Source organism: Methylophaga thalassica MP (genome assembly GCF_000214595.1).
GTDB lineage: Bacteria > Pseudomonadota > Gammaproteobacteria > Nitrosococcales > Methylophagaceae > Methylophaga > Methylophaga thalassica.
Map to the genome: position 1 here is coordinate 522,648 of NZ_AFIG01000003.1, position 17,816 is coordinate 540,463.

Annotated in this window: 19 protein-coding genes; 3 read left to right on the forward strand and 16 right to left on the reverse strand. The window is 44.1% G+C overall.

What is annotated here, in order from left to right:
* Positions 1–123 precede the first annotated feature (123 nt).
* The 9 genes from MAMP_RS14080 to bioB all read right to left on the reverse strand — a co-directional run bounded on the left by MAMP_RS14080 (position 124) and on the right by bioB (position 8,057).
* Positions 124–1,161: a hypothetical protein gene (locus MAMP_RS14080; protein ID WP_007146760.1), complete on the reverse strand. Its 1,038-nt coding sequence runs from the start codon at positions 1,159–1,161 to the stop codon at positions 124–126.
* A gap of 74 nt (positions 1,162–1,235) precedes the next feature.
* Positions 1,236–1,958 carry an REP-associated tyrosine transposase gene (locus tag MAMP_RS14085; protein WP_007146761.1) on the reverse strand — a complete coding sequence of 241 codons (723 nt, stop codon included), beginning with the start codon at positions 1,956–1,958 and terminating at the stop codon, positions 1,236–1,238.
* A 155-nt stretch (positions 1,959–2,113) separates the two neighbouring features.
* Positions 2,114–2,812, reverse strand: a complete 699-nt coding sequence (locus tag MAMP_RS14090) for a hypothetical protein (RefSeq protein ID WP_007146762.1) — start codon at positions 2,810–2,812, stop codon at positions 2,114–2,116.
* Complete coding sequence (locus MAMP_RS14095; protein ID WP_040576623.1) at positions 2,802–3,323, reverse strand: hypothetical protein; 522 nt, start codon at positions 3,321–3,323, stop codon at positions 2,802–2,804. Before MAMP_RS14095 ends, MAMP_RS14090 begins: the two co-directional genes overlap by 11 nt.
* Before the next feature lie 230 nt (positions 3,324–3,553).
* A complete protein-coding gene (gene bioD, locus MAMP_RS14100; protein ID WP_007146763.1) occupies positions 3,554–4,219 on the reverse strand; it encodes a dethiobiotin synthase in 666 nt (221 codons plus the stop codon).
* Entirely contained in the window at positions 4,216–5,109 is an 894-nt protein-coding gene (gene bioC / locus MAMP_RS14105) for a malonyl-ACP O-methyltransferase BioC (RefSeq protein ID WP_007146764.1), read from the reverse strand. The genes bioD and bioC overlap by 4 nt, the downstream gene beginning before the upstream one ends.
* Positions 5,102–5,863 carry a pimeloyl-ACP methyl ester esterase BioH gene (bioH, locus tag MAMP_RS14110; RefSeq protein ID WP_007146765.1) on the reverse strand — a complete coding sequence of 254 codons (762 nt, stop codon included), beginning with the start codon at positions 5,861–5,863 and terminating at the stop codon, positions 5,102–5,104. Before bioH ends, bioC begins: the two co-directional genes overlap by 8 nt.
* Positions 5,853–7,028, reverse strand: coding sequence for an 8-amino-7-oxononanoate synthase (gene bioF / locus MAMP_RS14115; RefSeq protein WP_007146766.1), 1,176 nt, complete (start codon positions 7,026–7,028; stop codon positions 5,853–5,855). The genes bioH and bioF overlap by 11 nt, the downstream gene beginning before the upstream one ends.
* 15 nt (positions 7,029–7,043) lie before the next feature.
* Positions 7,044–8,057 (reverse strand): biotin synthase BioB, encoded by a 1,014-nt coding sequence (bioB, locus tag MAMP_RS14120; protein WP_007146767.1) that lies wholly within the window; start codon positions 8,055–8,057, stop codon positions 7,044–7,046.
* Positions 8,058–8,099: 42 nt separating this feature from the next.
* Between bioB and MAMP_RS14125 the strand changes: the two genes are divergently transcribed.
* From MAMP_RS14125 to MAMP_RS14135, 3 genes are read left to right on the forward strand one after another with little or no spacing between them, the layout of a single operon-like run.
* Positions 8,100–8,810: a ComF family protein gene (locus MAMP_RS14125; protein ID WP_007146768.1), complete on the forward strand. Its 711-nt coding sequence runs from the start codon at positions 8,100–8,102 to the stop codon at positions 8,808–8,810.
* A gap of 38 nt (positions 8,811–8,848) precedes the next feature.
* A complete protein-coding gene (locus tag MAMP_RS14130) occupies positions 8,849–9,913 on the forward strand; it encodes a GGDEF domain-containing protein (protein ID WP_007146769.1) in 1,065 nt (354 codons plus the stop codon).
* Entirely contained in the window at positions 9,914–10,342 is a 429-nt protein-coding gene (locus tag MAMP_RS14135; RefSeq protein WP_007146770.1) for a potassium channel family protein, read from the forward strand.
* Between the two features lie 3 nt (positions 10,343–10,345).
* Here the strand turns inward: MAMP_RS14135 and MAMP_RS14140 are convergent, their stop codons facing one another.
* From MAMP_RS14140 to MAMP_RS14170, 7 genes are read right to left on the reverse strand one after another with little or no spacing between them, the layout of a single operon-like run.
* Positions 10,346–11,170, reverse strand: coding sequence for a thermonuclease family protein (locus tag MAMP_RS14140; RefSeq protein ID WP_040576624.1), 825 nt, complete (start codon positions 11,168–11,170; stop codon positions 10,346–10,348).
* 31 nt (positions 11,171–11,201) lie between these two features.
* Positions 11,202–11,699 (reverse strand): hypothetical protein, encoded by a 498-nt coding sequence (locus tag MAMP_RS14145; protein ID WP_007146772.1) that lies wholly within the window; start codon positions 11,697–11,699, stop codon positions 11,202–11,204.
* Positions 11,696–12,574, reverse strand: a complete 879-nt coding sequence (gene ubiA, locus MAMP_RS14150; protein ID WP_007146773.1) for a 4-hydroxybenzoate octaprenyltransferase — start codon at positions 12,572–12,574, stop codon at positions 11,696–11,698. The genes MAMP_RS14145 and ubiA overlap by 4 nt, the downstream gene beginning before the upstream one ends.
* Complete coding sequence (locus MAMP_RS14155; protein WP_007146774.1) at positions 12,571–13,113, reverse strand: chorismate--pyruvate lyase family protein; 543 nt, start codon at positions 13,111–13,113, stop codon at positions 12,571–12,573. Before MAMP_RS14155 ends, ubiA begins: the two co-directional genes overlap by 4 nt.
* Positions 13,114–13,128: 15 nt before the next feature.
* Positions 13,129–15,216, reverse strand: a complete 2,088-nt coding sequence (gene recG / locus MAMP_RS14160; protein WP_007146775.1) for an ATP-dependent DNA helicase RecG — start codon at positions 15,214–15,216, stop codon at positions 13,129–13,131.
* A gap of 26 nt (positions 15,217–15,242) precedes the next feature.
* A complete protein-coding gene (locus MAMP_RS14165; RefSeq protein ID WP_007146776.1) occupies positions 15,243–15,629 on the reverse strand; it encodes a RidA family protein in 387 nt (128 codons plus the stop codon).
* A 24-nt stretch (positions 15,630–15,653) separates the two neighbouring features.
* On the reverse strand, positions 15,654–17,810 hold the full coding sequence (locus MAMP_RS14170) for a RelA/SpoT family protein (RefSeq protein ID WP_007146777.1): 2,157 nt from the start codon (positions 17,808–17,810) through the stop codon (positions 15,654–15,656).
* Positions 17,811–17,816: the final 6 nt, after the last annotated feature.

Consider the following 17,816-nt stretch of genomic DNA (forward strand, 5'->3'; position numbering starts at 1 on the left):
AGATTAGCTGTCGCCGATGAAGGCTTTTCTGAGCAGAACCATGATATTTAACATTTCGTATAACGCTCGCACCAGCAGTTAACCAAGTGCCTAAACGATTAGCTAGTCTGATGCTTGCTCTTGTTAAGCTTCTGAACATATAGACTTAGCCATATCTATTGTCTCTGTACCCAACAAACCTAAATCGACTTCCGACTCATCAATTATGAGTATCAGATTGGCAATAGATTTATACGTCTTTTTCAATTGCTCAATACGCATATCATTGGCATCAACATTATTTACAGCGACACCATCAAATAATTTACTAAGCCTTTTAATCCACTTTTGTTGTTCAGGTTCTTCACTTTCAAACATGGCTTCAAATTCTTTATAGCCAATCACATCAAAAGTACGACTCTTAGACTCAGATTTGACTAGCATCAACTCACCAATGCCTGTTTGCCAATCGCGATATATCCACGCTTCTCTAATAGCCAATCTCTTTGCTACATCGAACTGTGTAGCTCTCAATTTTTCATCTGCAATTCTATCTATGTTGAGAGAATCACATAAATAATCTGCACATTTTCGAGCAACTTCTAGATTTCGGTCTGCAGATAGATCACTAATTAACTGAACCTCGCTAACTTTTAGCTCATGCTTAACAATACGTGATATTTCAGAACCTAGTGCCATTAATTCACCTTCTGGCACCTCGATACTCCAAATCTCGCACAAATATCTTGCTCTATTTTCTTCAGTATGAGGTCCATCAGCTAGTGACTTTTCTAGTTTGTGGAGTGACCCTGAGAGTTTCTTACTATCACCATCATTACTTGCTCTAATATATGACTGCTCTTTTTTAATAGCAGTTATCCAACCTAACAGCGCCCCTAGACGATATAAAGTACTGATATACTTGTAATTATCGAAGTCTGTTATAACTTTTCCTCGTTCCAAAAACTTTGACTTTGTACCGTTAGAAAAGATTTCATTCAATCTCCAAAATATGCTCTCAGCAGACTTCCCTAGTGGTTCAGCATACTTTTTGTAGATTTCAATCTTTTGTTTTTTCTCTTCTTTTGTTGCTTTCAACTTCGGAAGAAGAAAGTCTCTTATGAATAACAAAAACACTGCTACTACTGACGAAATCACTACCGCTTGTATTCTAATATCCATATATTCTCTTTAATTTAGAATCAAAAAATCAATAGGGTCAGAGTGTTTAATCAATAGGGTCATAATCAATAGGGTCAGAGTGTTTGATTTTTGGCCTGCTCACGAAATTTCTCCGATTTTCTGTCACCACCACGATTAGTTGGCTCTATTCGTCTATTAACCTGAGTTTCAATTTCTCGCTTGAAACGGTCACTACCCAAAACCCATGCTTTATTAGTTGCCGTTCTAATCAACTCTAAAGTATTGTCTGAGATGAAGTCATCAAACAAACCAACATACCGTTCAAGCCTTTCAACATTGCTCTTACCTAATTTTATATAGCGTTCATGTGGCGTGAGCAACTCGATAACTTTCCCAACTCCATTAGCTTGATAACTTGACCAAGGGTATTCTGCTGGATGCTCTACCATACCTGCTCTCACAGGATTCATCTCAATATACCGCATTACAGTTAATAAATAATTATCACTATCGACAATTGTTGATCTATACCGTCCTTCCCACAAAGTGCCTGTTCGTTGATAATTTTTATTAATGTATAAAACATAATAACGCCCTATCGATTGCATCATCTTACTGATGGCACCCTCATGTTCGGTCGAAACTAATAAATGAACATGATTTGTCATTAACACATAGGCATGTACTTTAACTTCATACTGCTCGGAGAAGTCTTTGAGTTTAGCTAAATAGACGGTGTAATCTTCATCAGAAAAGAAAATAGCTTGACGATTGTTACCCCGTTGAATGAGATGCTGGGGACAACCTTTGATAAACAATCTTGGTAAACGTGCCATAAGCAATCCTTGCTTGAATAACTATCGAATTAATTTAATCCCTTTATTTAAAATCAAATACTCTGACCCTATTGATTCTGCTATTGATTCCAGGCCGAGCGAAGCGAGGTCCAGTGCAATGCGCTTTTTGCATTGCACGATTGTGCTTGGCCTTGTTAGATTTTTGACTCATATATCCAGCAAGTAATTTTATCTCTAATTGTTTCATCTTCTTGGCTTTGCACTCTCCACACATAAGACGAGTACCCATCAAGACTAAATGGCTGAAGTAGTTTTGTTTTTACTTTCTTTACACCAGCTTTAGTTAAAGCATCTATGTAACTTGAATCTAGGTCGTCAAAAAGAACCTTGCTGCCAACCTGTATAGCAGGGCTAATTGAATCTTGGCTTATATACTTATTGACTGATGTATTGAACAACTTAGATATATTAACGTCACGACCACACAAAAATAGATATGTTGAAACGCTTCTTCTCTTTGCCAATACTGCAAGTCTCGCTATGTCCTGAATTACTTCTTTCTTATTGGACGATCTTTCATAGCTCCTCTTGATTTCAGCAATTGTGTACACATTTTTGTTTTCTGGGTTCTCCCATGGATTAAAAATAACAATATCCGCACATGGGTTTTTCGAGCTTTCAAATCCTAAATCATCTCGAATAGAAAACTCTTTGTTTTTTAAATTTGAAGATGGCAGCAGAGCACGCAATTTATTCAACGCCTCTTCCTGTAAAAAACTCTCTGAAACTTCTTTTGAATCTCCGGCCTCATCATCATCCAGCTTTGAAATGGCTTTCTTAACCAAACTACGTCCTAAAAGAACAGCCCATTCATAATCAGGGTTATAAGGCATTCTTAACAATCCTTTCGTACTTCACTCCAATCTTCTCTTCTAAGTATTCCTTACTTAAAAGGTTGCTCCAAACAGGTGAGCCATCTTCAGTAATGTAAACTCTTTGAATAGTTATTCTGTCATCTACTATCCCTGTTCCTGGTGGATATATTTCTAACCAAATTAGAATGCCCTTTTCAAATAATTCGGGGTAATTAGGTGATGCATTTGTATTGCTCTTAAGCAATGACTTCAACTTTGCAAAAAAGCTACTTTCTTGGGCAATGTTCTTTGCTAATAACTCCTTGAACTCTTCTCCATAAATCCCATTCAAACCTTCTTTACAGAGCTTCTGCAGAATGATCTCAAAACCGTTGGTTATTGAAGTTCCTGTGTAATTCTTATTTTGTGTGCAAGCCACTATAACGCAATTTTCTTTATTTTCCGGAAAAAGCAAGCTGACTGAACATTTCGATTCGACCCCGCTAAAACCAGGAAAATCAAAGCTTTCAATGTTAATTGTTTTAGACATGTTTACCTTTTGTAAAATCTAACAGTCTGTTTTATAAGGCCACTGGCCTCATAATAAATATTAAAGGGGCGGCCTTATAATTCATTTTTAAAAACATAACAAATTGATTATTAATCAATTTTTATTTATTGCTTTTGAATTATGAGGCCAATTTTTTGAACTAACAGTGAAAAATAGTGCCTGACATTACTTATTTTGGAAAGGCGGTTTTATGAAGTCAGGTAATGATTTTATTCAGGTAGTCGCAGGAAACTGGCCGCCGACTCATTACTGTTAAGATGAGGGATCACTCCCAAGCAAGGGGCATTAATTCGGCTGGTTAAGGTCTCTATCATTTCAGTTGATTCTGATTGTTCAGCCACATGATTCGCCACCCAGCCAGCCAGTTTGAGACTTTGTTGTTCAATGGCTGCCACGGTTAATAAGGCATGATTAATACAACCTAGTTTAATTGCCACCACCAAAATCACTGGCAATTGAAGTTCAACAGCAAGATCGGCCATGGTGCTTTCTGAGTTTAGTGGTACATACCAGCCACCCGCACCTTCCACAATGACTGCGTCTGCCTGTTCAGCGATTAATTCATAGTTGCCTTTAATGTTGGCAATAGAGAGTGTTACCCCCTCTCGCTCCGCCGCAATATGGGGAGCAATCGCCGGTTCAAAGGCATAAGGATTGATCAGTGAATAAGCTAAATCCGTCTGGCTTTGTTTGATTAACGCGAGTGCATCTTCATTTTTCCACTGACCATCTAACCACTCACAACCGCTGGCAATCGGCTTCATGCCAACTGTTTTATAGCCTTGTTGTTGCAGTAGAGATACCAAGCCGACACTGATGAAGGTCTTCCCAACTTCAGTATCTGTGCCTGTCACAAAAAAATGTGTGCTGGTCATAATCGTTTAATCTCACTGATCGGAATATAAACACTGTCATCATCAGCTCGGCACTGACCTGATTGAGCTAATTTCCACGCATGACCAAAAATGACTTCATAACTGGCCGGTAAACCGTCAGCTTGGCGAAATGTTTCATACGAGGAAATCACTTTTTGCATCAATTGTTTGCCTGTCAGGCCACGACGGCGTCCTTCATTCACATTACGTGCACCAAGGATTTTTAGATCGCGCATCACACTCATTGCATCGTTGTAACTTAATGTGTAAGGCTCCATATCCAGCACACAATCCGCTAAGCCGCTGGCTGTCATGGCATCACCCACATCATGCATATCGTAGAATAAATTCACATGAGGATAGCTATCGACTTCAGCCCAAGCCTGACGCAACTCCGTCAAGGTATCAGGGCCAAGGCTGGTAAACATCAATAGTCCCTGTGGTTTTAGCACCCGAAAGATCTCGCTGAAACAACGTTTAGGATCACACCACTGTAATGCCAGATTGGCATAGATCAGATCGACACTGTTATCAGCCAGGGGAATGGCTTCCGCATCCCCCGCCAATACCTGTAAACGTGGCTGTTTCGGTAACCAGCGTTTAATGCCTTGATCATGCCGATAACGCTTTTCGGCCTGCTTTAACATTTGTGGTGCGATATCGACGGCGACTAATTGGGCATGAGGATAGCGCTTTTGCAATAACGATAAATTACGTCCCGTCCCCGCCCCTAAATCCACTATCGTCTGAGGTTCAATAGTGATGTAAGACAGCCGCTCTAATAATTCATCGGCTGTTTGTCTTTGTAACACTGCCACATCATCATAATGCTCGGCGGCGGCAGAAAATGACTGAGCCACTCTTTTTTTATCGGGACGATATTCACTCATGGATAAACTGTTCTATCACTAATTGGCATTGCTGAGGCTGGGAAATAAAAGGGGCATGACCTAAGCCAGGCATCACATCAATGCGTAGTTTTGGCTGCAATGTCAGCGCGTATTCTGCTAATGACAGCGGAATGAGGTGATCATTCTCTGCCATGATTATTTGTGTGGGGCAATTTACAGTGGCAAGCGCATCTCGTAAATCCCACTCAGCCAGACACTTTAAGCCTGCCTGTAATGCATCTGGTTCTGGTTCATGCTGTTGAGCCAGTTGTTCGCTTAATTGTTTTATCACTTGTCGAGGCTGATTCGCGCCTTTCGCTTGCAGCATAATAAAACGTTGCAAGGTCTGTTGTTGATCATCAGCTAAGCTGGCTGAAAATGTGTCAAAGACTTCTGGTGCCATCGCACAAGGCCAATCATCTGTTTGAACGAAGCGTGGATTACTTGCCAGCATAATCAGTTTTTTTAAGTTATCAGGATAATGTTTAGCCATAGCTAATGACACCTGCCCGCCTAATGACCAGCCCAGCCAAATGGCCTTTTCTGGTAAAGCCTCTGCTAGCTTGGCTAATAAGGTGCTTAATTCAAAATCACCTTCGTGCCAATCACTTTGACCATGTCCGGGTAAATCAACCAGATGACAACGAAAATGTTTAACCAATAAATCAACGAGTGGTTGCCAGACACCACTATGCATACTCCAACCATGTACCAGAACTAAATCAGGCCCTTGGCCTATGCTGTTAATGTGCATACGCCTGCTCCAGAGCAACAAGCAGTCTGTCCACATCCTGTTCTGTATGGGCAGCAGAAAACGTAATTCTCAATCTAGCCGTATTTTTAGGCACGGTGGGTGGCCGGATAACACCGACTAAAATACCTTGCTCTTCTAATCTCGCGCCTATTTCCAACGCTTTTTTATCATCACCGATAATCACCGGCTGGATCGGTGTCATCGATGGCATTAGTTCTAAGCCGAGTTGTTCAGCGCCTTGTCTGAATTGCTGAATTAACTGCTGAAGTTGGTCACGTCGCCATTGTTCCTTTTCAACCAGATCCAGACTCACCAGCGTCGCAGCCGCAATCGCCGGTGGTTGTGCTGTGGTGTACACATAACTGCGTGCTTGCTGAATTAAGGTTTCGATGACCAGTTCATCTGCGGCGACAAAGGCACCGCCAGTACCAATGGCTTTACCTAAGGTGCCCACCACAATGGGGGCTTTATCTGCTGCGATTTGATAATGAGATACTGTGCCGCGACCACCTTCACCAATGACACCAAAACCATGGGCATCATCAATCAATACCGCTGCACGGTGCTGTTCCGATAGCGCCATAATCTCGGGTAATGGGGCGATATCACCATCCATACTGAATAAGCCATCACTGACAATGAGTCGGTGTTTTGCTGTGGCGGCGTTATGGAGTCGTTTGTGTAACAGACTCATGTCCGCGTGAGGGTAACGTAACTGGTCGGCATCGGTGAGACGGCCACCGTCCAGTAGAGAAGCATGATTCCATTTGTCCTGAATCACGGCATCGCCGCGAGTAAGCAGACCATCAATCACACCCAGATTCGCCATATAACCAGTGGAAAAAAGTAATACGCGCTGTTGACCCGTAAAGTCGGCTAGCTTTTCTTCCAAAGCCTGATGATAAAAACTGTGTCCGGTTAATAAATGTGCGGCGCCACTACCGACACCTTCTTTATCTACCGCTTGTTTAAATGCTTGTTTGATAGCAGGATGGGCAGCCAATCCAAGATAATCATTGCTGCAAAATGACAAAATAGTTTTGTCACCAAGTTGAATATGCACGCCCTGCTCACCGATACGAAGCCGGTTTTGCCGGTAACGCCCCGCCGCTTTGCGTTCAGCTAAAGCGGCGGTCAGTTCATTATGCCAAGGGAGTTTGGCCACTCGAAAATAAAGACGTTATGCTGCTGAAGAACAGCTGTGTTCTTCGGTTTTTTCTTCACCCACCCAAGGTGTGATACCTAAACGTTTGAACAGTTGCTGATCATGGTTGGTATCAGGATTGTCAGTGGTTAACAGTTTTTCACCGTAGAAAATCGAATTAGCACCAGCTAAGAAACACATCGCTTGTAACTCATCGGTCATATGCTCACGACCGGCTGATAAACGCACAAATGATTTCGGCATCATGATACGAGCGACAGCAATAGTGCGAACAAACTCGATAGGATCCAGATTATCAACACCATCTAATGGTGTACCTTCAACTTGAACTAATAGATTGATAGGCACACTTTGTGGTTGGGTTGGCAGATTAGCCAGGCTGATTAATAAACCAGCACGGTCATGACGACCTTCGCCCATGCCCACAATACCGCCACTACATACATTAATACCGGCATCACGAACGTGGCTTAGGGTATTCAGACGATCTTCATAAGTACGGGTAGTAATAATTTCACCGTAATATTCAGGTGAGGTATCCAGGTTATGGTTGTAATAATCCAGACCGGCTTCTTTTAAACGTTTCGCTTGGTGCTCTTCCAGCATGCCCAATGTGACACAGGTCTCCAGACCTAAACTTTTCACACCCTCGACCATTTCGGCGACACGTTCCAGATCACGGTCTTTCAGACTACGCCAGGCCGCGCCCATACAGAAACGGTTAGCACCGGCTTGTTTGGCTTCGTTGGCTGATTTCATCACTTCATCAAGCGGCATCAAAGGCTCAGCTTTTACGGCTGACTCGTGATGTGCACTCTGTGGGCAATAACCACAGTCTTCGGCACAACCACCGGTTTTAATGCTTAATAAGGTACTAATCTGCACCGCATTAGCATCAAAATTGGCACGATGAACAGTTTGTGCTTTAAACATCAGGTCGTTAAAGGGCATGGCAAATAAGGCTTCAACCTCTTGCTGGCTCCAGTCGTTGCGGATTGTTGCTTGGGTTTCTGCTACATTCTCAGGCATGATGACTCTTTACTGATTTAAAGGATTAAATTAGGTCATGTCATGGCAAATCTGCTCTCACTGACACAACAATTGCAACAATTATACAGGAAAGTATTTCCAATTCCGTGTTTACTCTGCGGCTTGGTAACAGAAGGGCAAGCGCTATGTGAGAGCTGCATCGCTGAATTACCTGTTATCCAACAGTGTTGTATTCACTGCGCGATACCCATAGAACAAGGACAGATTTGCGGACAATGTTTGAAAAAACCACCCATTCAGGATTCCAGCCTGAGTCTATATCGCTATGAACAGGCAGTCCCCAGAATGATGTCAGCACTGAAATATCATCGGCAAATTCAGCTTGCAGACATCTGTGCCAGAGAATTTATTCTGCATCACGGATTGGTTAAACCACCGGATGTGTTACTTCCCATACCACTGCACCCGAGCCGACTCCGACAACGTGGTTATAATCAATCTCTGTTATTTGCCGATACGCTCGCTCAGTTATTGAAGATTCCCTGTCGACCAGAATTACTGAAACGCATCAAGAAAACAGCAACACAGACTCAACTTAATGCCAAGCAACGACATAAAAATATGCGACAAGCTTTTAAGTATGATTCTTCTTTTGTACCTGAGCATGTAGCTATTATCGATGACGTCATGACATCCGGTGCAACCACACATGAAGCGGCACGTGTATTAAAGCGAGCTGGCGTAGAGACAATAGAAGTATGGACAATTGCACGTGCAATAAGCCATTATTAGTGTTAACTAAATCACACTTAGGCTCATAAGGCGTTTGGATGCAAGATATCGCCACCTTACAAGCTCGTTTGGATGAACTGCTTCGCATCGCTAAAAGCAATGAGCGAAAACAAACCAATTTCCAGGAATATGAACTGGCACTTCTTGCCAGTAACAATCTTCATGAGCTGTTAGGGATTGTACTTGAGGAACATAAAGAACGTTTTCAGCTGACTGATGTGACTTTGCTGTTACATGATCCGGAATATGAATTCCAGCGCTTGATCGAGGCGCAGCCCGTCAAATCATCCTGGCTCGATAAACTGATATTTACTGAATCAGCCCATTTATTAAATCAATATTTCAGCCCCTTACGTAAACCACGCCTGATTCGTTACTCTCCTCATCAACACGCTTTTTTATTTCCTGATCAAGCTGAGCTCGGTTCCATCGCCTTGCTGCCATTAATCAGACATAACGTATTAATTGGCAGTCTGAATTTAGGCAGTCGCAACCCGAATCGCTTTGAAAGTCATATCGGCACTCAATTTCTGGAACATCTGGCCGCAGTCATGTCAGCCTGTCTGGAAAATGCCCGTTTACACGAACATATTAAATTAGTCGGCTTGCGTGATCCTTTAACAGGCATTAATAATCGTCGTTTCTTCGATCAACGCATCAGTGAAGAAGTCAGTCGGGCCAAGCGGGTAAATAGTCCATTAACCTGCTTGTTTATTGATTTAGATTTTTTTAAACGTATCAATGATCACTACGGCCATCAAGCGGGTGATGCGGTACTCAAACAAGTGTCACAATTACTCAATGACCGTCTGCGTAATAGTGATGTGCTGGCTCGTTATGGTGGAGAAGAATTTGTCATTTTATTAGCGGATACCAGCGCCGAAGACGCCGCTTTGATAGCAGAGCAAATTCGCCATCGCGTCGAGAAAACTGAATTTATTATTCCATCCGGTAAAGCCATACACGCCACTCTCTCTATTGGCTCGGCAACACTTGGTCAATATGGTCATATCCATGACACAAAATCACTGATAGCAGCGGCTGATCAGGCTGTTTATGCAGCCAAATTATCAGGTCGAAATCAAATCAAACAGGCACGTTAAATGTTACTTACGACGTTTGTCATTAATACTTTTGTTTTTGTCAGCACCATATTGATCCACTACGAGACACTTTACCAGCTAGCTAAGCGCCTCCCTGCCTTGCATATTATTCATCGTTATCGGGTTTTACTCTCGGTGATGGTGGTTATGGTGGCTCATATCGTTGAGATTTGGCTATTTGCTATCGCTTATTATCTGATGATACAGGCGGATGGTTTCGGCACGCTGATGGGAAATATTGATTCCAGTTTGCTTGATTGCAGTTATTTTTCTTTCACTACTTATACCACGCTGGGGTTTGGCGATATCGAACCGACCGGTTATGTCCGCTTTTTAACCGGACTCGAATCACTGACAGGATTAGTGATGATTACCTGGTCCGCCTCTTTTGTATTTCTGGAGATGCAGAAATACTGGCCAAAACGCTAATATTTATTGGCTTATAATCGCTGAAGGGTGTCTGACATTCATATAAAACTGTTTACCCTGTCGACGAATCCAGCCACGCACTTCAAGCGTTTGATTCAGGTAATTTTTTACATCTCCAAAATAGACGATATCTTTCTTTTTGATCGCTAATCTGAAATGCGTATTCGCTTCCAGAAAAACCGTCTTTTTGCCGTATTTTATTGATTTGAGTTTTAACCTAATTCGCTGCCAGCCACGGTAGTTCTTTCCTGTTTTTAACTCGGAAAGACGTTTTACCCGATAGTCAGACAAAGCCCAGAGGGCTTTTTTAGCTTGCTCAGCTTTGTTTTGTGCAGCAATAAGTTTATCGCTGTATCGCAAATTAGGTGGAATCAATGTTAGTGAGGCAAGCCCTTGTTCAATCAGCATGGCATTTAAATAACGGCCATCCGGCAAAAAACAATGAGCTAAAGCACGATCATATTTATCTCGCTGTTGCTGATCATATTCAATAAAAAGCTCCGGCTGACTTAACATTTCTTTTAGCCACTGTTTCGCCTGCTCACCACCGGCTTCGCCATCCCGATAACGGCTCTGGACCTCAGGGGTATTGATGCCCAGTAAACGAATGACTTGTCCTGATTGTAATTCGAGGGTATCTCCGTCAATCACTCGTTTAAGACTGACGCGGTAACGGTAGGGTTTTGACTTGACTGATATTAAGGTCGCATTGTCAGAGGGCTGATCGGAAAAAACAGTCCGCCCCTGCTCATTCTGTGATTGATAAACCGATGTGGGATAACAGACGGTCGGTATGATGATGGCGATAAACACCAGAATCATTCGCATCGTTTTCCTCCATGAATAACGATAGTGATGACTAAACTTCTTCGAGCATATTCGTTATTAGTGTTTTTTGCTTAACAATCTCTTCTCTGAGATCCGTAATCAAGGATTTCAACATTTGTGCAACTGAATTAAATCGTGTCGCGTGGCTCTCTGCATGCGCCGCTTCCACAGAACAATAAATAGCTAAATAATCGCCTTTGGCCACTGCCGCTGGTAATTCTTCCAATGTTGACTTGATTTCAAATAAGAGTTTTTTCTTTTCAGCCTCTGACTGACTGTCAGCGAGTGCCAGCAATAGCTCTTTGGAATTATCAATTTCATGTTTGATTTCCAGCCCTAATTCCTGAATACCTTGGGTTAGCACACGGAAGGCATCACCTTCGGAACCAGCCCTGGCAGCCGCACTGACTGCATTGGAAGCCAGTAAACGCATTTTCTTTAACATGGGATTAAGATCATCCATTGCCCTTGCCAGAGCATCTGCTTGCTGCTGCAAACTTGAAGAAGATATTTCTGATATCGCGTTCATTTTCCCACCGACACAATACTGTAATGAATGACCAGACTGATAAAAATAATCAATCCAACCCAGTTATTATTTAAAAATGCTTGTAAACAGCGTTGTGGCTGCCGGTCTTTTGCCAAAAACTGTTGATAGACAAACAGGGCACTAGCCAGACACAACCCCAAATAAAAAATAAAGCTCATCTCTAATTGCAGGCCGACTAATACCATCACCACGATATAGGCGACTTGCATAATGCCCTGAATAATCAGGTCATCATCACCAAATAACACGGCTGTTGATTTGACCCCAGCCAACAGATCATCTTCCCTGTCTGCCATCGCATAAAATGTGTCGTACATCGTTGTCCAGATAATATTAGCCAGAAACAATAACCAGGCCATCACCGGAACCGTATTCGTCTGTGCTGCAAATGTCATGGGAATCGCCCAACCAAATGCCATGCCCAGATAAATCTGAGGGAAATAGGTGTAGCGTTTCATGAAAGGGTAAGTCGCTGCCAGAAAGACACCACCCAACGATAACCAGATGGTCAAACTATTCAGCAAGGACACCAGAATAAAGGCCACCAAGGCCATGCCTATAAAGACATACACCGCTTGTCTGGCCGTTAACTCACCCGTCGCCAGAGGACGGTTTTGTGTTCGCCAGACGCTGCCATCTATTTCCCTGTCGGCAAAATCATTAATCGCACAGCCTGCTGAACGCATTAAAATCACACCTAAAATGAATACGATTAACACCGTGAGATCAGGCATGCCTTCAGCAGCAATCCACAATGCCGATAATGTTGGCCATAACAAAAGTAAAATGCCAATCGGTCTGTCCAGTCGCATCAACTGGATATAAGGCATGATACGTTGTTGAACCTTGCTCACACATGACTCCATTTTTCTGATGGCAAAAATATTTCACACACAAGTACTGGGTTACCTTTCAAGTAAAAACATGACCGTCTTGCCCATAAAATATCAGGACGTATGTCCAACCACTCGGTCGCTAATTGATACAACCAATGCTGCGACGTTAAACACGCGACCTGAATATCACTTCGGCTTAATGTTGGCTCATCAAATAACATCTGGCCTAATGGTTTTGTACCTAGGTTATCGAACCGAGACGGCAAGACTTGATAGGTGGATTGAGGAATAATCGTTCGGGCATAAATTTCCGGTCTGTCACCATCACACAATAAAACCTCACGCTCCAGTTGAATACGCCGTAATGGTTGCTGAAGAAATAGGCTTTCTTCAGGCAAAGCGGTATGCCAGTCATAATGTAATAACTCGACATTCACTGCTTGCTCACTGACCGATTGCAGTCGCTTGGTCAGTGATCCGCTATCCGTCAGCCACTCGCGTAAGTCATACGGTAATGATGGCTTACGAGCTGGCAGCCAGTTTGTCCAATGCTTCATTCAAAATCCAACTAATTAAACATGCCCAAAATCAAGTTTGTGGGCAAACCAACGTGTTACTAAGGCCTCGGCTTTGTCCGGCGCTAACTCCAGCATTTTATTGGCCGCCTGTTCCATCACCGTTAACAGTTCCTGATCTTCCAGTAAATTAGCAACGCGAAATTGCGGCAGACCAGTTTGACGAGTGCCGAGAACTTCACCAGGGCCTCGGATTTCCAGATCACGCTGAGCAATCACAAAACCATCATTACTTTCACGCAGACATTTTAATCTGGCCTGACCGTTCTCAGACAGTGGCGCATGGTACATCAAAACACAATGACTCTCGATCTGGCCACGTCCGACCCGGCCACGCAACTGATGTAACTGTGCCAGCCCTAGTCGCTCGGCATTCTCAATCACCATCAAACTGGCATTAGGCACATCCACACCGACCTCAATCACCGTGGTCGCCACCAGCATATCCAGTTCTCCAGACTTGAACGCCGTCATCACCTGCTCTTTTTGTGCTGATTTCATGCGGCCATGGACCAGACCGATTTTCAAATCTGGTAAGCAATCCTGCAAGGTAGTCGCGGTATCTTCCGCCGCCTGACACTGCAAATGTTCAGACTCTTCAATTAAGGTACACACCCAGTAGACTTGACGGTGCTGTTGGCAAGCGGCATGGACACGTTCAATCACATCCTGCCGTCGGCCATCTGAAACGACCACTGTTGTGACTGGTGTTCTTCCGGGCGGTAACTCATCAATCACCGAGACACTTAGGTCGGCATAAGCGGTCATCGCCAGTGTGCGGGGAATCGGGGTTGCTGTCATCACCAGTTGGTGTGGCATGGTATCCACATCACGGCCTTTATCTCGTAAGGCCAGACGCTGATGTACGCCAAAGCGATGTTGCTCATCAATAATGACTAAACCCAGCTGATTAAATACCACTTCATCCTGAAATAAGGCATGGGTGCCTACTGCTACTTTAATCTCACCGGACTTTAGCTGTTCTAATACCTGTCGGCGTTCTGCTGCGGTCTGTTTTCCAGCGCACCAGCCTACTTTCATACCCAATGGCGTCAGCCATTGTGTAAAGGTCTTGAAATGTTGTTCTGCCAGTAGCTCTGTTGGCGCCATCATCACTGCTTGTGCACCAGCACTGACAGCATCAATAGCGGCAAGTGCCGCGACAACGGTTTTGCCTGAGCCCACATCTCCCTGTACCAATCGCTGCATCGGAAACGGCTTGCTCATATCCGCTTCAATTTCCGTTAGTACTCGTTGCTGCGCTTTGGTTAACGGAAATGGCAATTGATTTAACAAGGCTTCGCGCTGTGCCGGGTCTGGATTTAATGCTGGTGCCCGATGATGTTGTGTCTGCTGACGCAGCTTTTTCATGGTCAGTTGCTGAGCCAGTAACTCTTCATAAGCCAGTCGTTTTTGTGCAGGATGTTGCCTGTCGATCAGTTGCTGGACAGGTGCATCTGGCGGCGGTTGATGCACAAACTTCAAGGCCTCCGTCAGAGAAAAATCAGCCACATTGTGACAACGGGCTTCAGGTATCACTAACTCTGGCATCAAGCCATTTTCAAGACTGGCAAGCGCCTGTGTGATCAGTTTACGCAGGGAAAGTTGATGAAGTCCTTCTGTAGTCGGATACACCGGTGTCAGTTCAGAATCGACCGGCACAATTTTACCGGCATCGATTAACTGATATTCAGGATGTACCATCTCAAAACTGGAAGGCCCATTACGTACTTCACCAAAACAGCGAATCTTCCGGCCTTTTTCCAGCTGCAATTGTTGAGCTTTAGAAAAGTGAAAAAAACGCAGGATCAATGAGCCTGTTCCGTCAGAGATATGACATAGCAATGAACGACGACGGCCAAATTTGACTTGGGAGAGTTGAATGGTGCCTTCAACCAGAACTTCCTGTTGCAATCTCAATGCACCAAGCGGCATTAAGCGGGTACGGTCCTGATAGCGGAGAGGAAGATGAAACAGCAGGTCCTGGACCTGCTGTACACCAATTTTGACAAGACGTTCGGCGACTTTTCCGCCCACGCCTTTTAATGAAGTCACGGGTTGTGATAATCCATTATCCGCCACCACAACCTTAACCTCCTAAAGGTTAATAATTACGCATTAAGATGCAGAATTGCATCCATTTCCACAGGCACATCTTTCGGTAAAGAAGCCACGCCGATCGCTGCACGTGCTGGATAAGGCTGCTCAAAATACTCCGCCATAATTTCATTAACAGCACCGAAATAGCTTAAGTCGGTCAGGTAAATATTCAACTTCACCACATCCTGCAAACTACCACCAGCCGCTTTGGCTACCGCAGACAAATTATCAAATACACGTTTAACCTGTGTATTAAAGTCACCTTCGATAACGGTCATTGTTTCGGGTACCAATGGAATCTGCCCTGACAGGTAAACCACATCACCCACTTTTACTGCTTGTGAGTATGTGCCAATAGCTTCAGGGGCATCCGCTGTATGAATAATTTCGCGAGACATTCATTTCTCCATCAAAGTCTGGTTTTAATTAATACGAGTAATTCTTTCTACCATGTCGAGGCGACGTAAGCGGCGGATAACACGCGCTAAATGCTGGCGATTAGCGACTTCGATGGTCAGACGTAAATCAGAGTAGCCACCATCACGCTCATCAACGACAACATTGTCGATATTGGAATCGGACTCAGATACCACGGCTGCAATCGTCGCGAGGACGCCACGTTGGTTTTTCACATGAATCATAATATCGACCGGGAAGTCACGTGATACGTCAGGCGACCAGGCCACATCCAGCCATTTTTCATTTTGCACGCGTAAATGCGAGGTATTTTTACAGCCACGTTGGTGAATAATGATGCCACGACCACTACTGACATAACCATGAATTGGATCACCCGGAATCGGATGACAACAACGGGCAAAGCTCACCACCATACCCTCGGTACCAGCAATCATCAGTGCCTGCGCTTCTGTATCCGGCGTTGATTCATGCACCAGTTTCTGGGCAATCAATAAAGCAGAATGGTTACCGAGACCGATATCCTCTAATAAGTCATCAAATTGTTTCAGTTCAAACTCATTAATCAGCTCGTTGAAGCGTTCAACCGGAATTTCATCCAGATTAGTCGAGAACGCGGTCAGGTGTTTGTTTAACAAACGACGTCCGAGTAACACCGCTTCTTCGGTCTGCAAATGACGTAAATAATTACGAATATTGGTTCGCGCTTTCGCCGTCACCACAAAATTGAGCCAGGCAGGATTTGGATGTGAAGCGGGTGAAGTAATGATTTCCACTGACTCACCGGTTTCCAGCTGACTGCTCAGCGGCACCAGATGACGGCCGACACGGGCAGCGACACAGTTGTTACCCACATCGCTATGAACAGCATAAGCAAAGTCGACCGCTGTAGCGCCACGTGGCAGTGTCAGAATTTCCCCTTTTGGCGTCGACACATAAATTTCGTCTGGGAATAAATCGATACGCAGATTTTCCAGAAACTCCATTGAGTCACCAGAGCCTTTCTGCATTTCCAGAATGCCTTGCAGCCATTGGCGTGCTTTACGGTGGGCTAAATTATTACCCACTGATTCACCGGTTTTGTATAACCAGTGAGCAGCAACACCCGCTTCTGCCATGTGATCCATATCACGGGAACGAATCTGCACTTCAATAGGCACACCATAAGGACCAAACAACACCGTATGTAATGATTGGTAGCCATTGGCTTTAGGAATCGCAATATAATCTTTGAATTTACCTTGTACCGGTTTGTAGAGGTTATGCACCACCCCCAGCATCCGATAGCAGGCGTCCACATCATCGACGATAATGCGGAAAGCGTACACATCCATCACCTCAGAGAATGACAGTTGTTTACTGACCATTTTTTTGTACAGGCTATACAGGTTTTTCTCACGACCCTGAATATCAGCACTCAACCCTTCCTGTTCCATTCGATTCAGAATAGACGCAGTGATCTGTGTGACAATTTCTTTGCGGTTACCACGCGATTTTCTTACTGCATCTTGAAGCACACGGTAACGAATCGGATACAGAACATGGAACCCCAGGTCTTCCAGCTCACAACGCATTAAATTCATGCCAAGGCGTTGGGCAATGGGCGCGTAAATATCCAATGTTTCGTTGGCTATGCGACGGCGTTTTTCAGGGCGTAAATGACCCAGCGTGCGCATATTGTGGAGACGGTCTGCCAGCTTAACGATAATAACGCGGATATCACGTGACATCGCCAGTAGCATTTTTCTTAAGTTTTCAGCCTGAGCATGCTTTTGCGTTTCAAAAGCGGCTTTTGCTAATTTGGTAACACCTTCAACTAACTCACCGACTTCTTCACCAAATTCAGCGGCCAGGTCAGCTTTTGTCAGAGCAGTGTCTTCAATCACATCATGAAGCAATCCGGCCATGATGCATTCATAATCCATATGCATCATGGCCAGAACATGGGCGACGGCTAACGGATGGGTGATGTATCGCTCGCCACTCCGGCGAGTTTGGCCTTCATGTGCGTTATCCGCGAAATGATAGGCTCTTCGTATCGCATCGACCTGGCCTGATTCCAGGTAATTTGCCGTCGCATAGCACAAGTCATCTATTGTCAGTTTGGGTTCTGACTCCTGGATAAAATCCAGTTCAGAAGCAACGGATGGCTTGGCACTCACTGTCGT

Coding starts and splice junctions, on each gene's coding strand:
- MAMP_RS14080 (WP_007146760.1), bottom strand. CDS start 1,161: ATGGATATTAGAATACAAGCGGTAGTGATTTCGTCAGTAGTAGCAGTG.
- MAMP_RS14125 (WP_007146768.1), top strand. CDS start 8,100: ATGGCAAATCTGCTCTCACTGACACAACAATTGCAACAATTATACAGG.
- bioC (WP_007146764.1), bottom strand. CDS start 5,109: ATGAGTGAATATCGTCCCGATAAAAAAAGAGTGGCTCAGTCATTTTCT.
- bioB (WP_007146767.1), bottom strand. CDS start 8,057: ATGCCTGAGAATGTAGCAGAAACCCAAGCAACAATCCGCAACGACTGG.
- MAMP_RS14130 (WP_007146769.1), top strand. CDS start 8,849: ATGCAAGATATCGCCACCTTACAAGCTCGTTTGGATGAACTGCTTCGC.
- bioD (WP_007146763.1), bottom strand. CDS start 4,219: ATGACCAGCACACATTTTTTTGTGACAGGCACAGATACTGAAGTTGGG.
- MAMP_RS14155 (WP_007146774.1), bottom strand. CDS start 13,113: ATGAAGCATTGGACAAACTGGCTGCCAGCTCGTAAGCCATCATTACCG.
- MAMP_RS14135 (WP_007146770.1), top strand. CDS start 9,914: ATGTTACTTACGACGTTTGTCATTAATACTTTTGTTTTTGTCAGCACC.
- MAMP_RS14090 (WP_007146762.1), bottom strand. CDS start 2,812: ATGCCTTATAACCCTGATTATGAATGGGCTGTTCTTTTAGGACGTAGT.
- MAMP_RS14140 (WP_040576624.1), bottom strand. CDS start 11,170: ATGCGAATGATTCTGGTGTTTATCGCCATCATCATACCGACCGTCTGT.
- MAMP_RS14145 (WP_007146772.1), bottom strand. CDS start 11,699: ATGAACGCGATATCAGAAATATCTTCTTCAAGTTTGCAGCAGCAAGCA.
- MAMP_RS14095 (WP_040576623.1), bottom strand. CDS start 3,323: ATGTCTAAAACAATTAACATTGAAAGCTTTGATTTTCCTGGTTTTAGC.
- bioH (WP_007146765.1), bottom strand. CDS start 5,863: ATGCACATTAACAGCATAGGCCAAGGGCCTGATTTAGTTCTGGTACAT.
- MAMP_RS14085 (WP_007146761.1), bottom strand. CDS start 1,958: ATGGCACGTTTACCAAGATTGTTTATCAAAGGTTGTCCCCAGCATCTC.
- MAMP_RS14165 (WP_007146776.1), bottom strand. CDS start 15,629: ATGTCTCGCGAAATTATTCATACAGCGGATGCCCCTGAAGCTATTGGC.